The 15,687-nt window shown below is 44.2% G+C and carries 11 protein-coding genes; 4 read left to right on the forward strand and 7 right to left on the reverse strand.

The annotated features are described in order from the left end of the window. Positions 1-44 precede the first annotated feature (44 nt). On the reverse strand, positions 45-1,619 hold the full coding sequence (gene atpA, locus M1L62_RS22440) for a F0F1 ATP synthase subunit alpha (RefSeq protein ID WP_254561866.1): 1,575 nt from the start codon (positions 1,617-1,619) through the stop codon (positions 45-47). A 288-nt stretch (positions 1,620-1,907) separates the two neighbouring features. On the opposite strand from atpA, the gene bamJ reads away from it, so the two are divergent. Both bamJ and M1L62_RS22450 read left to right on the forward strand, forming a co-directional pair. Beyond that, on the forward strand, positions 1,908-2,666 hold the full coding sequence (gene bamJ, locus M1L62_RS22445) for a BamJ family beta-barrel-assembly machinery protein (protein WP_254561867.1): 759 nt from the start codon (positions 1,908-1,910) through the stop codon (positions 2,664-2,666). A gap of 18 nt (positions 2,667-2,684) precedes the next feature. After that, the gene (locus M1L62_RS22450; RefSeq protein ID WP_254561868.1) at positions 2,685-4,802 is read left to right on the forward strand and encodes a carboxy terminal-processing peptidase; all 2,118 of its coding nucleotides are present in this window, start codon (positions 2,685-2,687) and stop codon (positions 4,800-4,802) included. 151 nt (positions 4,803-4,953) lie between these two features. Here the strand turns inward: M1L62_RS22450 and M1L62_RS22455 are convergent, their stop codons facing one another. The 5 genes from M1L62_RS22455 to M1L62_RS22475 all read right to left on the reverse strand — a co-directional run bounded on the left by M1L62_RS22455 (position 4,954) and on the right by M1L62_RS22475 (position 13,050). Next, positions 4,954-6,396, reverse strand: coding sequence for a TolC family protein (locus M1L62_RS22455; RefSeq protein WP_254561869.1), 1,443 nt, complete (start codon positions 6,394-6,396; stop codon positions 4,954-4,956). A 70-nt stretch (positions 6,397-6,466) separates the two neighbouring features. Then, complete coding sequence (locus M1L62_RS22460; protein WP_254561870.1) at positions 6,467-9,622, reverse strand: efflux RND transporter permease subunit; 3,156 nt, start codon at positions 9,620-9,622, stop codon at positions 6,467-6,469. Between the two features lie 32 nt (positions 9,623-9,654). Then, positions 9,655-10,806, reverse strand: a complete 1,152-nt coding sequence (locus tag M1L62_RS22465; RefSeq protein WP_254561871.1) for an efflux RND transporter periplasmic adaptor subunit — start codon at positions 10,804-10,806, stop codon at positions 9,655-9,657. Positions 10,807-11,038: 232 nt separating this feature from the next. After that, the gene (locus tag M1L62_RS22470; protein WP_254561872.1) at positions 11,039-11,455 is read right to left on the reverse strand and encodes a DUF4209 domain-containing protein; all 417 of its coding nucleotides are present in this window, start codon (positions 11,453-11,455) and stop codon (positions 11,039-11,041) included. Between the two features lie 227 nt (positions 11,456-11,682). Continuing rightward, positions 11,683-13,050, reverse strand: a complete 1,368-nt coding sequence (locus M1L62_RS22475; protein ID WP_254561873.1) for an MATE family efflux transporter — start codon at positions 13,048-13,050, stop codon at positions 11,683-11,685. Positions 13,051-13,297: 247 nt separating this feature from the next. Here M1L62_RS22475 and M1L62_RS22480 point away from each other — a divergent pair, with 247 nt between their 5' ends. Next, the gene (locus tag M1L62_RS22480; protein ID WP_256527755.1) at positions 13,298-14,338 is read left to right on the forward strand and encodes a GNAT family N-acetyltransferase; all 1,041 of its coding nucleotides are present in this window, start codon (positions 13,298-13,300) and stop codon (positions 14,336-14,338) included. Positions 14,339-14,394: 56 nt separating this feature from the next. Then, positions 14,395-15,012, forward strand: coding sequence for a YdeI/OmpD-associated family protein (locus M1L62_RS22485; protein WP_254561875.1), 618 nt, complete (start codon positions 14,395-14,397; stop codon positions 15,010-15,012). 62 nt (positions 15,013-15,074) lie between these two features. On the opposite strand, the gene M1L62_RS22490 is transcribed toward M1L62_RS22485, so the two are convergent. After that, positions 15,075-15,674 (reverse strand): HmuY family protein, encoded by a 600-nt coding sequence (locus tag M1L62_RS22490; RefSeq protein WP_254561876.1) that lies wholly within the window; start codon positions 15,672-15,674, stop codon positions 15,075-15,077. Positions 15,675-15,687: the final 13 nt, after the last annotated feature.

Raw genomic sequence — 15,687 nt, forward strand, 5'->3', positions numbered from 1 at the left:
GAACCAGAAAATGTATTTCCGATTCTTAACTTATAACTTCTCTATTAATATTTAGCTGAAAGTTCTTTCGCTACTTTGTCGATAACATCAGTTACGCTGTTATCCAACTTACCTGCACGAAGTGCAGCAAGTGTATCGCTGTATTGCGCTGAAAGAATTGTAAGGAATTCTTTATCGAATTCTTTTACTTTTTCAACCGGAACTTTATCTAACAATCCTTTTGTAGAAGCGTAAACCGTAGCAACTTGTTGTTCAACCGGTACCGGAGCATATTGAGGTTGTTTCAATACTTCCTGGTTACGGCGTCCACGATCAATCGCAAGTTTAGTAGAAGCATCAAGATCCGAACCGAATTTTGCAAAAGCTTCCAATTCACGGAATTGAGCCTGGTCAAGTTTTAACGTACCTGATACCTTTTTCATTGACTTGATCTGAGCGTTACCACCCACACGTGATACCGAGATACCTACGTTGATCGCAGGACGGATACCAGAGTTGAACAAGTTAGATTCAAGGAATATCTGTCCGTCCGTAATAGAAATTACGTTCGTAGGGATATATGCAGAAACGTCACCCGCCTGAGTTTCAATGATTGGAAGTGCAGTTAATGAACCACCACCTTTTACTTTTCCTTTCAAAGAAGGAGGAAGGTCATTCATGTTGGCAGCAATCGCATCATCATTGATGATTTTCGCAGCTCTTTCCAATAAGCGGCTGTGAAGATAGAAAACGTCTCCTGGATAAGCCTCACGTCCCGGAGGGCGACGAAGTAGCAGGGAAACTTCACGGTAAGAAACCGCTTGTTTTGAAAGGTCATCATAAACGATCAATGCAGGACGACCAGTATCACGGAAGTATTCACCGATTGCAGCACCCGTAAACGGAGCATAGAATTGCATTGGTGATGGATCCGATGCACCGGCTGCTACGATTACCGTATAGTCCATTGCACCATAACGACGAAGTGTTGCTTCGATACCTTTGATTGTTGAAGCCTTCTGGCCGCAAGCTACGTAGATACAGAATACAGGCTCGCCTTTATCGTAATATTCTCTTTGATTGATGATTGTATCAATAGCAACAGCTGTCTTTCCAGTCTGACGGTCACCGATAATCAACTCACGTTGTCCACGCCCGATAGGAATCATCGCATCGATTGCTTTGATACCAGTTTGAAGTGGCTCGGTTACAGGCTGACGGAAAATTACCCCCGGAGCTTTACGCTCAAGTGGCATTTCAAATGTTTCACCCTGAATAGGGCCCATTCCGTCGATTGGTTCAGCTAATGTGTTTACAACACGGCCTACAATACCTTCACCAACTTTTACTGAAGCGATCTCCTTAGTACGCTTCACTGTGTCGCCTTCTTTGATTTCACTTGAATCACCAAGTAAAACGGCTCCAACATTATCTTCCTCGAGGTTCAAAGCGAGGGCTTTTAAGCCATTCTCGAAAACAAGCAGCTCACCCGCCTGTACTTCGGAAAGGCCATAAATGCGGGCAACACCGTCACCAACCTGAAGGACTGTTCCTACTTCTTCGAGTTCTGCTTCAGATTTAGCGCCTGCAAGTTGTTCGCGCAGGATGGCCGAAACTTCGTCCGGTCTAACAGATACCATAGTATAATTGACTTATTTAGAGTATAGTAGTAAGTTTTTGAAAACAGCCGCAAATGTAGGGTTAATTTGTTAAATAAAGAATAGTTAACCTAAAAAACTGCTGGATAAAAATTAGATTTTTCCAAGTTTGCCGCTTTGGAGTATTATAACGCAGTAAAAATATGGAATTTTAGGCATTTAAAAGGTTTTTAAAACTTTTTTAGGTACTAATTGTGTTTTTGTTGTAATTGAGTTCGTTAATAACAATTAATTATCACAAATTTAATTTTCAGACCATCCTTAAGTAGAATGTACAAATTAGAAAAAACCATTTTAGCCTCTGTTTTATGTATCGGTTTAGCTGCATCACAAGGGTTCGCACAAGCGCCTAAGAAAGTTACGAAACCAGCCGCTGCAACAAAAAAGACCACAGTTACAGCAGCTAAAGCTGCACCTTCATCAAGTGTACTTAAGACTAAGATGGATTCTCTGTCAGCGGCCATTGGTGTTAGTTTTTCCAACTCATTGTCGTCTCAGGGCATTAGCAACATCAATACCGATATCCTGACCAGAACAATCACGTCGGCGCTGAAAGGAGAGAAAACTACATTTACATCTGAAGAAGCAAATAAATTTATCAGTGAGTATTTTCAAAAAATGATGGAAGAAAAAGGAGCAGTCGTGAAAGTAGAAGGAGAGAAGTTTTTGGAAGAAAACAAGAAGAAGGCTGGTGTAACAACCACAGAAAGCGGCTTGCAGTACTCTGTGATCAAAATGGGAGAGGGTGCAAAACCTGCTGCAACGGATAAAGTAAAGACACATTACCACGGCACTTTGACCAATGGAACGGTTTTTGACAGTTCAGTGGATCGCGGTGAGCCGGTAGAGTTTCCGGTGAATGGCGTAATTAAGGGATGGACAGAAGCTTTGCAGCTTATGCCGGTAGGTTCGAAATGGAAATTGTTTATTCCGTATTCTCTTGCCTACGGTGAGCGTGCTGCTGGTCCTCAGATCCCTGCCTATTCAGCTTTAGTATTTGAAGTTGAATTATTAGAAATTGTTAAATAGTTAACAAAAATTCGACGAATGAAAAAGTACCTAATCACTCTTATTCCTGTTGTATTACTTGGCTGGCAGCGAGGTCCCGTACAGCAAAATGCAATCGTCACTACGGAAACTTCGTTAGCGGAAGATATCAAGCCGACCGCAGCCCAGTATAAAGCGGAAGAGCTTTCGACAAGAATACTTTCAAATTATCATTATCGGAAAACGAAGCTGACCGATTCATTGTCGTCGGCAATTTTCGATAAATACATTGACGGTATTGACCATGGTCGATTGTATTATCTGGCCTCGGATATGGCGGAATTCGAAAAATACAGGTACTCTTTCGATGACTTTTTGCAAAAACGTGAGCTGGATATTCCTTTTAACATGTATAACCTTTTCAGAAAGCGTTATCAGGAAAGAAGCGAATATATCCAGACACTTCTGAAAACGCCGAAGCCATTTGATTATACCGTAGACGAATCACTGAACACGGATCGTGATAAGGTGGCGTGGGCGAAGTCAAATGATGAGCTGAACGATACCTGGAGAAAATACCTGAAAAGTGAAGCGCTGGATCTGAAACTGGCCGGAAAGCCGGATTCGTCCGTTGTGAAAACTTTGAGTGACCGGTATAAAAACCGTGACCGTGGTTTGAGCCGTATCCGTACGGAGCAGGTTTTCCAGATGTTCATGAACGCGTATGCCGAGTCTCTGGATCCGCATACAAGTTACATGGCGCCTACGTCGGCAGACCGTTTCAAGCAGGAAATGAGCCAGTCGGTAGAAGGTATCGGTGCGTTACTTCGTGAGGAAGATAATTATATCAAAATCGTTGAAGTCGTTCCGGGTGGTCCTGCATTTAAAGGAAAACAGCTTAAGAAGGAAGATAAGATCATCGGTGTTGCCCAGGGTGACGACGGGAAATTTGTTGACCTTGTTGGCTGGTTCGTTGACGATGCGGTTAAGCTCATCAAAGGTCCGAAGGGAACTGTGGTTCGTTTGCAGATCGTTTCGGCAGATGCGCTTTCAAGCACACCTCCAAAGGAAATCAGATTGGTTCGTGAAAAAATCAAATTGGAAGATTCGCGCGCCAAAAAAGAAATTGTTTCCATCAACTCCGGTAACAAGGATTACAAAATTGGTGTGATCGATATTCCTTTGTTCTACCGTGACTTTGAAGGAGCTCAACAGAAAGAAAAAGAATTTTCGAGCACAACCCGTGACGTTCAGAAACTGATCACTGAATTGCAGGGAGAAAATGTCGATGGTATCGTGATCGACCTGCGTAATAACGGTGGTGGTTCATTAACTGAAGCAGTTTCTCTGACAGGTTTGTTTATCAATAAAGGACCGGTTGTTCAGGTGAAAGAGGGACAAGGCGATATTCAGGTGGAAACGGACAATGACCCGATGGTTGCCTACAATGGCCCAATGGCAGTTATGGTGAACCGTTTCAGTGCTTCGGCTTCCGAAATTTTTGCAGCTGCTATCCAGGATTACAAACGTGGAATTATCGTTGGTGAGCAAACTTATGGTAAAGGAACAGTTCAGACATTGATCGATCTTAACCAGTGGGCTCCGAAAGAAACGGATCAACTTGGACAGGTTAAACTGACGGTTGCGAAGTTCTACCGTATCAACGGAAGCAGCACGCAGCTGAAAGGTGTAATGCCTGACCTGGAATTGCCGTCAGCATTTAAGGTGAATGAATATGGTGAAGGATCGCAGCCAAGCGCATTGCCATGGGATCAGATTCCTTCTTCTAAATACGAATCAACGAACAATATCAACGAAAAAATCGTAGGTCAGCTTCGTGACAAGTATAAGCAACGCCTTAAATCAGACGAAGAACTTAAAACGCTGGTAAAAACGATTGACGAATTTAAGAAGGCACGTGAGAATAAAGTGGTTTCTCTACAAGAGTCAAAACGTAAAATCGAGCGTGATGAGGCGGAAAAGAAACGTGCTGCGTTGAAACAACTTGGAGAAGACGCCGAGGATGATGAAGACGAAGCGGATACAAAAGTAGCTGCCGAAGCACCGAAGGAAGCGAAAAAGAAAAAGGATATCTATATCACTGAAACCGGACGGATGCTTACAGACCTGATCATTATTTCAAAAGAGCCAAGTCTGGCAGGAACCAAAAAGAAGTAAGTTTTAATAAAAGATACAGGCAAAAAATAACACAGCGGGATAACCTGCTGTGTTATTTTTTTTCCCAAACCTTGTTCAAAACTGAGGATCACCCAGTGCCCTGGGCACGACCGATCTTATTGCCACGGATTTCAATCCGTGGAAGAGATGTTTATTCCCAGCCTCCGCCCAGCGATCGGTACAATTCGATCAGCGCAAGATGTTGATCTTTCTGAACATCTGTTAATGATAACTCCGCTTCCAACACCGTCTTTTGTGCGGTGATAATTTCCAGATATGTGGCATAACCTGTCAGGAAAAGATCACGTGAAGTGACAACGGCCTGTTGCAGAACGTCCACTTCCTGCTTTTTGAAATCCGCTAATTTTTTAGTGTTATCTATCTTTTTCAGACTTGTACTTACCTCCTGAAAACCGGTGAGAATTGCTTTGTTATAGGCATACAGCGATTCGATGCTTGCAGCTTCCAGCCGTTTTTGTCCGGCTTTAAGTGCTTTTCTGTTAAAAATAGGCGCTGCCAATCCACCCAAAGCACTGTAAGCGATCGATCCGGAATTGAACAATAACGAACCCTTAAACGCATTAAAACCCAGCATGCCCGTAATATTCAGGGACGGAAGAAAGGCCAGTCGGGCTGCCTGCAAATCCGCATGATTGGCTAATAATTCCAGCTCCGCCTGCTGGATATCCGGACGTCTGATAAGCATTTTGGAAGGTATTCCGGCCTGAACGCGTTCCGGGAGATTTTCATCCAGTCTGCCACCCCGCTGAATTTTCTGCGGAAAACGACCCAGTAAAAGATTTAGCGAATTTTCTGCTTCTACAATCCGCTGGTTAATCTGGATTTCCAGACTTTGTGTATTTAAAAGCTGCGCTGTGAATTGGCGCACACCAAGTTCATTTGCCCTGCCGCCTTCTTTTTGTATTTTGATATTTTCAACGGCCGACTGTTGCAGCGTAATATTCTTCCTGATAATAACCAGTTCCAAATCCATGGCCAGCAGTTCGTAGTAAAGCCGGGCAACCTGCGCGATGAGACTGGTCGTGACCAGATGCCTTCCTTTTTCAGAAGCAAGGAAACGTGTATAAGCAGCCTTTTTCTGCGTTTTCAATTTACCCCAGATATCAATTTCCCATGAACTACGCAATCCGGTAAAATAATCAGGCATGAACGGAGCCGGCAACCTTCTGTCTGCGTCGATGTTTTCTGAAAAATTGGTATCATAATTACCTACACCATCCATGGTATAGTCGCCAAACTTGCGGCCGCCGCCCGAAATTTCGGCATTTACCGATGGCAGTAAAGCGCCCTGAGCGACCATGATATTGGTCCTGGCCATTTCAATGCGCTGAACGGCCATTTTTAAATCAGGGTTATTCAGTAGAGCCGTGTCAATCAACGCAACCAGATTCGGGTCTTTGAAAAAATCCTTCCACCGTATCGCGCCTATACCCGTCGAGTCTGTCTGACTTTCAAAAGTTTCGGGTGCTTTTATAGAAGAAGCATGTTTGACAGGCTGCATTACTTTACACCCGCTCAGGCAAACAATTGCGGTGACAAGAAGGGTGTTGTAAATTTTTTTATTTGTTTTCATCCAATGAATGCAATTAATATAATGGCAGTTACGGTTTTGTGACCATAACTGCCTGAATAAGCGGGTGGGATTAATGGAGCAAGGCTTCCTCTTTTTCCAGTTTTGGGGAAGAAGGTTTTTTAGGAAGTGCCAGCGTTGCAAACAGCACGTACAATCCGGGGATGATGACAACCCCGAACAAGGTCCCGATTAACATCCCTCCGGCCGCAGCCGTACCAATAGACCTGTTGCCCAGCGCACCTGCACCGGAAGCGATACAGAGTGGAATTAGACCCGCAATGAAGGCAAAGGAAGTCATCAGGATAGGGCGTAACCTTTCTGTTGCTCCTTCGAGCGCGGCTTCAAAAACGGTACGTCCTTCTTTTTGCCGGAGTATGGCGTACTCAATAATCAAAATTGCGTTTTTCCCGAGAAGTCCGATCAGCATAACCAGAGAAACCTGCGCATAAATATTGTTTTCCAGTCCCAGTAATTTCAGGGCCAGGAAGGCTCCGAAAATACCCGTTGGCAAAGAAAGGATTACAGGCAGTGGTAACAGGAAGCTTTCGTATTGTGCCGCGAGCAAAAGGTATACAAACAAAAGACAGATCATGAAAATGTAAACCGCCTGATTGCCCGAAAGAATTTCCTCTCTCGTCATCCCCGACCAGTCATAGGTATATCCTTTGGGCAGGGACTCCTTAGCAACCCTTTCAACGGCTTTAATCGCATCCCCGCTACTGTAACCCGGTGCTGCATCTCCGTTGATCATCGCAGACGTAAACATGTTGTAACGGGTCAGCTGTTCTGGTCCGTAAACCCTTTCAAGTTTGATGAACGTGGAAAAGGGTACCATTTCGCCACGGTTATTTTTTACATAAAGTTTTAGAATATCCTCCGGGTTTTTACGTGCACTCGGTTCGGCCTGTACCATTACCTTGTACATCTGGCCAAAACGGATAAAGTTGGAGGCATAAAAGCTACCGACAAGCGTCTGGAGAGTGCTCATTGCATTGTCAACGCTGACACCTTTTTTAGCCGCCATATCAGCATCTACATGGATCATGTATTGCGGGAAACTGGCGTCGAAACTTGTGAAAGCTGCGTTGATCTCGGGTGAGTCCGCGAGTGCCTTGATAAAATCATTGGTAACCTTTGCTGTTTGCTGTAAATCACCTTTCCCGGTGCGGTCCTGCAAACGAAGTTCAAAACCACTCGAATTACCGAAACCCGGTACGGTAGGAGGAGGGAAAAACTGGATATCGGCATCGGTCACATGCTTGGTTTTCTCTTTCATCCGGTTGATCATATCCTGTACCGAAGCGGTACGGTTTTCCCACGGTTTCAGGTTAATCATACCCATACCGTAAGAAGCTCCCGCGGATTCGGTCATTAAGCTATAACCTGCCAGCGTAGCAACGGACTCAACCTCGTCAAAGCTTTCCGCCACTTTCTGAATTTCATCCAGAACCACTTCTGTCCTTTCCACCGTCGCGCCAACGGGTGTGGTCACGTTGACATACAACATCCCCTGATCTTCCGTTGGAATAAATCCGGTAGGTAAAATGCTGTTTACCCCCCAGGTGCCTACACAGAATGCAATAAGCAGCCCGATGGTAACCGTCCGGCGGTTGATGATGGAGCCAAGCAGGCTGCGGTATTTATTCGAAATCGAATCATAACCCCGGTTAAAACCGTTGAAAAATCTTTGGAGCGGCGTGTTTTTCTGCGGCGTACCATGGGTGTTTTTAAGCATCAGGGCACACAAGGCCGGCGTTAATGTCAAGGCATTGATACCGGAAATAACGATGGAAATCGCGAGGGTCACAGAAAACTGTCGGTAGAAAATACCTACCGGCCCGGACATAAATGCCACCGGAACGAACACGGCCGACATCACCAGGGTGATTGCAATAATAGCACCCGTCATTTCCTTCATCGCCTCAATAGTGGCATCCATGGCGTTGAGATGTTTCTCAGCCATTTTTGCATGGACGGCCTCGACGACGACAATGGCATTATCGACGACGATACCAATGGCCAGTACCAGTGCAAACAGTGTAAGCAAATTAATCGAAAATCCGAACATCTGCATGAAGAAGAACGTACCGATCAAAGCCACAGGTACCGCCAGCGCCGGGATAAGTGTCGACCGGAAATCCTGTAAAAATATATATACAATGATAATAACCAGAATAAATGCCTCGATCAGTGTCCTGATTACCTCGTGGATGGATGCATCCAAAAATCTTGAAACGTCATACGATATCGTGTAATCCATGTTCGGTGGAAAAGACGTTTCCTTCAACTCGGCTACACGTTTTTTTACATTGGCAATAACGTCACGGGCGTTGGACCCGGGACGTTGTTTCAGCATGATCGACGCAGATGGCCGGCCATCCGACTTGGAGGTCATGTTATAATCCAGGGAGCCAAATTCGATGTCGGCGACATCTTTTAGCTTCAATACAGAGCCGTCCGCATTGGCTCTGACCACAATATCTTCATATTGTTTTGGCTCAAACATTTTACCGGTATAGCGCAAAACATATTGCAGCATCTGGGTTTCTTTACCGGAACTTACGCCCGTTTTTCCGGGAGCTGCTTCCACATTCTGACCACGAATGGCCTCAATAACCTCATCTGCTGACACATCATAACCAACCATTCGATCCGGTTTCAGCCAGATACGCATCGAATAATCCTTACTTCCCATGATCTCGGCAAAACCGACACCATCAATTCTTTTTAATTCGGCAAGTACGTTGATATCGGAAAAGTTATAAACAAAACGTTCATCAACAGCGGTGTCGGAGCTCATGATATCCAGATACATGAGCATACTGTTCACCTCTTTTTCCGTGGTCACCCCTGCCTTGATAACCTCCTCAGGAAGCTCGTCAATAACGGTTTGTACACGGTTTTGGACGTTCACTGCCGCCAGATCGGGATCGGTGCCCACCTTAAAGGAAATGGAGATCAGTGTAACTCCGTTATTACTTGAAACGGATGACATATACGTCATGCCGGGAACCCCGTTGATGGCCCTTTCCAGTGGCGTAGCCACGGCTTTGGCACAAACCTCCGCATTGGCCCCTGTGTACTTCGCAGTAACGACTACGGACGGCGGAACGATGTCCGGGAACTGGGTTATTGGCAATTCTGTGAGGGCCAAAATTCCCAGCAGGGTAATAAAGATCGATATGACCAGTGAGAGCACTGGTCGTTTTATGAAAGTTTCAAACATAAGATTTAATTCAGATAAGACTTAGGAAATTTTTAACGTGCGCTAAGTTCAATTCCCTTTGCTGCAACGTTCAGCGTGTCCATGGAAACCGTTTTAGGGTTGATGGTCACACCTTCCTTTAATCCCTGAATTCCTTCATAAACAATTTTATCGCCTGCTTCCAGCCCCGATTTTACGACGTAATAAGTTGATGTTCTTGATTTGGGTACGAAACTTCTGGTTTTTACTTTGTTGTCTTTATCAACGACATAAACGAAACTCTTGTCCTGAATTTCAAAAGCAGCCTTTTGAGGTATCAAAATCGCATTATCCAGCGTGTTCGTCAGGCGGATCGTACCGGTAGAGCCATGTTTAAGCAATTTTTCAGGATTGGCAAACTTGGCGCGGAAGGCGATAGAACCGGTCCCTTCGTCAAATTCACCTTCCATTGTTTCAATGGTACCCTTATGGCGGAAATAAGAGCCGTCAGCAAGTTCCAGTTCTACCACGGCATCTTTGCCAGTCGTTTTTCCTCTTGCTTTTACATATTCAAGATATTCGTTTTCTGATACGTTAAAATAGGCATAGATATTCCTTGTATCGGATAGGGAAGTCAGTAAAGTCCCCTCGTTGATCAAACTGCCTATTTTGAAAGGAAGGCGGTCGACCATCCCGTCGAAAGGTGCTTTGATCTGCGTTTGTGCAAGCTGTATGGATGCGTTGGATTTCATGGAACGTGCTTCCTCGATCCGGGCTGTTACCGCTGCATATTTTGCTTTGGCCACTTCCAGTTCCGTTTTGGAAACCACATTTTTTTCGACCAGCATTTTTACCCTGCCCACTTCCAGTTCTGCGCCTTTTGCATCAGCGATTGCGCTTTGCAGAATGGCATTTGCCTTGGCAAGTTCGGCGGCATATTCCTCATTATTGATACGGAAAAGTATCTGTCCTTTTTTTACTTCCTTTCCCTCATCAACATAAACCTCCTCGAGGTATCCTTTTACGCGGGCATAAATTTCAACGTTTTTAACCGCATGAATATCACTCACATATTCCCTGTGAAGATCGGTTTTCTGTTGTTTCAACTCCGTTACAGGGATCGTCGGAATTGAATCTTTAATTTCTGAGGAGTCTTTGCTTTGCGTAGCACACCCGGTAGCGAACAGGCCTATGCCCAACAAAAAAGACCAGTTGTAATTTTTCATGATGCGTAGTAAGTAATTGAAAATTAATATGGTAAAAGGGATTTGGATTTGTTTTAGCGCATGGTTTTAGTTCCGTGATTGGTCACGGAATAAGTGGCGGGACAGACAAAATGAAACATGCGCTGACACGCAGGCATTTTGATGTCTGTTAGGTCCCTGAAAGAAAATTTGCGGCTAAAAATAAATGGATGCGGCAGGAGATTATCCTACGGCATGGTGTTGCGGCCGGGTGTTAGAACGGGCAAAGACGATGAAGGAAACTGTAATAGTCAGGCAGGGTAAGTAATCCCTTAATGGAACCGATAACCTGCGTGGTGTAATGTCTTACGACTGATTTGGACGAAAAATGAAAGTATTCAGAAGGGACGGATTCGAAGCAGATAAAGCGGTAGCTCGAAGTCCGGTGCCGAAGCAGGTCCGTGATACTTTCTTTCCATTCAAACTCATCGGCCTTGACAAAAGTTTGTTTCAGGCAAATGGAGTCGTCAATTTCAATAATATCTTCCTGTGCTTTCGGGAAGACGGCAAAAGAAGAAAGACGTTTTATTCTTAATGTAGATCTGCACGACGCTTCTGCCTGTTCGGAGAACAGCGCAGAGGCAAGAATCTGCCCAATACAAAAAAACAATACAAAAGTTCTTTTTAGCATGGTGCTGACTTGTATCAGTACATTAAAAAATTCATACTTTTATAATGAATTCAAGAATGGTTGGCACTAATTAGTTGGAAATACAATAATGGGATCCAATTGTTCAAATATAATAATTCAAATGGTATAACCAAATTTTTTGAGTTGTTAACGACTGTTAACAGATTTTAATGTTTTTCTAATTAACGGGTGATCGTGGTGGATTGATACCAACGTGCTTAAATTTTTTAATGAAAGGTAACTGGCTGATTGTCTTTCTCTTCGTGGATATTTACGGTCTTTACTTTCCTGAAAAAACGTATGGTCAGCAAAAGCGCTGAAACCGTAAGCCCCGCCGAGAGCCCGAGCCATACGCCTGTGACGTTCATACCGGCATGAAATGCAAGGACGTAACTAAGTGGAAGCGCCAGTATCCAGTAAGCGAAAAGTGTAATAATCGTAGGAATGTTTACGTCTGCAATGCCGCGAAGGGAACCAAGTGCAGTGACCTGTATGCCGTCTGAAAATTGGAAAAATCCGGCAATGATCACAAGGCCGGTGGCGATGCTGGTAACATCCACATTGTCGCGTATGTACAAACTGACAAGCCATTCATTGGCTGTGAGGAACAACAAACAGCTTAATCCCATTAGTAGGATGGTTGTCACAAAGGCGGCGGATCCGGCGCGTCTGACGGCATCAAGACTTTTCTGCCCCAATGCCAAGCCAACGCGAATGCTGCCCGCTGAGGCAATTCCCGTGGCCATCATGTAGGTGGTCGATGCGAGATTGATCGCAATTTGATGGGCCGCGAGTGGTGCTTCTCCGAGCCAGCCGATCATGACAACGGCTGAGGCAAAAGCAGCGATTTCAAAGAAAAACTGGAATCCGCCCGGAACACCCAGACGCAGAATTTTTTTGATCAGCTCATTGCCAGAATCCTTTAAGTTTTGGAAATCAAAGTAAGGTTTGAAAAATTCAGAGCGTTTGATATAAATCCATATCGCAATGGCCATGAAAATCCGGGCGAACAATGTGGCCACAGCCGCACCGTTGAGTCCGAACCAATTAATGAAAACGTAGTTAAGGATCAGGTTGATGATCAGTGCCGAAACGGTGATGTACATCGCCACTTTCGGATTGGCCAGACCGTCGCAAAGCTGTCTCTGCGCTATAAACAAGAACAATGGAATATTGGAGATAACCAGAATAATCATGAACGGCCTGGCCAGCGCTGTAACCTGTGCTGTTTGCTGAAAAATATCGAATTGCCAGGCAACGAGTAAACTAATTGCGCCCAAAATCAGCCCTAAAAGCAACGAAGCTTTAATTCCGGCTTTAAAAAGTTTATTGATCTCGGCTTTGTCATCACGCCCGTTCGACTGCGCCACAAGAGCCGAAACAATGGAAAGTGATCCAATACCAATCGAGCAGATCATATGGGTGATCGAGTTGGCCAGGCCAGCAGCACCGAGAGGAACAGCCCCAAGCATACGTCCGACCATGATATTGTCGGTCATACCCATAAGCACGACGCCCAGCTGGGCAACGACGATGGGAATACTTAACCGGATGGTGTCTTTTAAATCCTGCTGATATAGTTTGAGGGGAAACATTATAAATTATTTAAGCAAATTACCGGTTCCGTAATCGAAAATCTACCCGAAAGTAATATTTAATTACCTGCCTGTTACTTTTAGATTTGTGTATGTTTTGCCTTAGTTATGTAACTCAAAAATAAAAAGAGTGCATCTAATGAAATTTTTAATTACAAAATGTATATTTCGTAATCTATTGTTAAATTATTTAATCGTTTGAAATTCTGAATGTTACTTTTTAATTTACGTGACGTTCTTTTAATGTATGAAAGTTTTTAGGATAAAGACGCGGCGGTTTATTTTAACAAAAATGACAGCAGCAGACGGTGATAAATATTTCAGACTGAGTAATAATGCAAGGGTAATGAAATTTGTGACCGGTTTCGCGTTGAGCCGTCATGAATCCGACGAAATGTTAAAGCTGATCCTGAAAGAGAACGAAACGGACACTTATTTTGGGAGATATTTAGTGGAAGACCGGAAAACGGGCGCATTGGTTGGAGCGGCTAAACTTGAAGCTTATGGCGAGGAGGTAGAAATAGGTTACCGCATCATGGAAGAGTATTGGGGACAGGGCGTTGCCACTGAAATTGCAAAATACCTGATCGGGTTTTCTGTTCGCAAATTTGGTGCACCGGCAGTCGTTGCTTTTGTGAATGTGGAAAATATGGCCTCAATCCGGGTTCTTGAAAAAGCCGGAATGAGCAATATGGAGAGGATTGAAGATATTGATGAAGTAAAATATAAATTCATTTATTCACCTAAAACTAATCCAGTCATGAAAAAAGTGCTCTACACAATCCTTGGTTTGCTCGCCGTTTTTATCATCGCAGCCATCTTAATGCCCAAAAATTATGCTGTCGAACGCGAAATATTGATCAACAAACCAAAACCTGAGGTTTTTGCCTATCTCAAATCCTTAAAGAACCAGGATAACTGGAGTGTTTGGATGGCTAAAGACCCTAATGTCAAAAAGACTTTTAAAGGTACCGACGGCACCGTTGGTTATACATCCAGATGGGAAGGGAATGAGGAAGTGGGTACGGGAGAGCAGGAAATCAAGAAAATTACCGAGGGCGAACGGATTGATACGGAACTACGATTTATCAAACCTTTTGAATCCACGAATGATGCTTATATGATCACGGAAGTCGTTGGCCCTGAACAGACGAGGGTCAAGTGGGGATTTTCGGGAAAGATGCCAATTCCTATGAATGTGTTCCTGCCGTTTATGGGCATGGAAGATTCTGTCGGAAAGGATTTCTCTGACGGGCTCAAAAATTTAAAGAAAATTCTTGAAAATTAGTATCTGATTGTTTTGCCGGGATTCGTCTGTTTCCTGATTAGAATTTTAACCGACCGATGAGTACAAAAGATTCTCGAATTGACACCTACATCGTAAAATCAGCCGATTTTGCTATACCTATATTGGATTATCTAAGAGAAATCGTTCATGGATCCTGTCCGGATGTACATGAAACCATGAAGTGGAGCATGCCTTTTTTTGAGTACAAAAATTATAATTTGTGCAACATGGCGTCCTTCAAACAACATTGTGCATTTGGTTTCTGGCTGGGCTCTCTTTTGACAGATCCGGATCATGTACTGGCAAGCGGTACCGAGAAGAATTCTATGGGGCAGCTCGGCAGGATAACAAAAATTGAGGATCTTCCTTCGGAGGAAAAACTTGTGGGTTTTATTCACGAAGCGATGGCCCTGATTGATAAGGGTATTAAACCTGTAAAAGAATCCGCGTCAAAGGAACCGAAGGAATTGGTCGTTCCGGAATATTTTACAGAAGCGATTAATACCAATCCGCTTGCGTCGGAGACCTTTGGGCGTTTCAGTTATTCGCAGAAAAAGGAATATGTGGAATGGATTACGGAAGCAAAAAGCGAGACGACCCGGAATAAAAGAATGGAGCAGGCGATCGAATGGATGGAAGAGGGGAAACAGCGTAACTGGAAGTACCAGAAATGATTTTTTTGATAGCCGTTCACACTGATCAGGTTGTGAACGGCTATTTTATACTGGCTCAGGTATCAGAACTTACCGTTTTGATCTGCCAGAACATATCTGAATGTATAGTATTTTGACTCTTCGGTTGGGACCTCTTCGGGGGCGCCTTTGTAATAACTGATAAATTCAATTTTGGCAAATTTGCCTTCTGCCGTTTTGACCACGATGGTCCGTCCGACAATCGGAAGAATGGCATGAACAGTCATATCGTATTTGTACCAGGAGTTCCCGCTGCCGCCTGCAATGGCGTTACCCGAGGCGCCGTCGGTTTTGTAACCATCTTTTGGCACTTCGGAAAGCGAATCAAATGGTTTTTCAAGAACAACTGCACCACCTTGTCCTGGTCCGCTCGTGCCGCCATTTACCAGAATTGTAGTCCCGCTGAATGCCAGGTCCCATTTATTGGTTTTCGCATCATCCATAGATACCTCCGAGCCGGTTGTGAGGCTGAAATAATTATAGGTATTGGGTTTGGTCACCGCACTGAAATCTTTGATGACACGGATCTCCGCTTTGCTTGTTGAGGCTGCGATGATTTCTGCTGTTTGATGATAACCTGAAAGTGCCTCTGCATGTGCCGGATTGAATAAGGTGGAAACAGAGAGAATGAGTGAAGTAAGCATTTTATATCGTTTT

It is taken from the genome of Dyadobacter diqingensis (assembly GCF_024220585.1).
Lineage (GTDB): Bacteria > Bacteroidota > Bacteroidia > Cytophagales > Spirosomataceae > Dyadobacter > Dyadobacter diqingensis.

Excerpts from the sequence above, each read along its gene's own strand:
- M1L62_RS22490 (WP_254561876.1), bottom strand. The coding sequence starts at position 15,674 with ATGCTTACTTCACTCATTCTCTCTGTTTCCACCTTATTCAATCCGGCA.
- M1L62_RS22465 (WP_254561871.1), bottom strand. The coding sequence starts at position 10,806 with ATGAAAAATTACAACTGGTCTTTTTTGTTGGGCATAGGCCTGTTCGCT.
- bamJ (WP_254561867.1), top strand. The coding sequence starts at position 1,908 with ATGTACAAATTAGAAAAAACCATTTTAGCCTCTGTTTTATGTATCGGT.
- atpA (WP_254561866.1), bottom strand. The coding sequence starts at position 1,619 with ATGGTATCTGTTAGACCGGACGAAGTTTCGGCCATCCTGCGCGAACAA.
- M1L62_RS22480 (WP_256527755.1), top strand. The coding sequence starts at position 13,298 with ATGAAAGTTTTTAGGATAAAGACGCGGCGGTTTATTTTAACAAAAATG.
- M1L62_RS22455 (WP_254561869.1), bottom strand. The coding sequence starts at position 6,396 with ATGAAAACAAATAAAAAAATTTACAACACCCTTCTTGTCACCGCAATT.
- M1L62_RS22470 (WP_254561872.1), bottom strand. The coding sequence starts at position 11,455 with ATGCTAAAAAGAACTTTTGTATTGTTTTTTTGTATTGGGCAGATTCTT.
- M1L62_RS22485 (WP_254561875.1), top strand. The coding sequence starts at position 14,395 with ATGAGTACAAAAGATTCTCGAATTGACACCTACATCGTAAAATCAGCC.
- M1L62_RS22460 (WP_254561870.1), bottom strand. The coding sequence starts at position 9,622 with ATGTTTGAAACTTTCATAAAACGACCAGTGCTCTCACTGGTCATATCG.
- M1L62_RS22475 (WP_254561873.1), bottom strand. The coding sequence starts at position 13,050 with ATGTTTCCCCTCAAACTATATCAGCAGGATTTAAAAGACACCATCCGG.
- M1L62_RS22450 (WP_254561868.1), top strand. The coding sequence starts at position 2,685 with ATGAAAAAGTACCTAATCACTCTTATTCCTGTTGTATTACTTGGCTGG.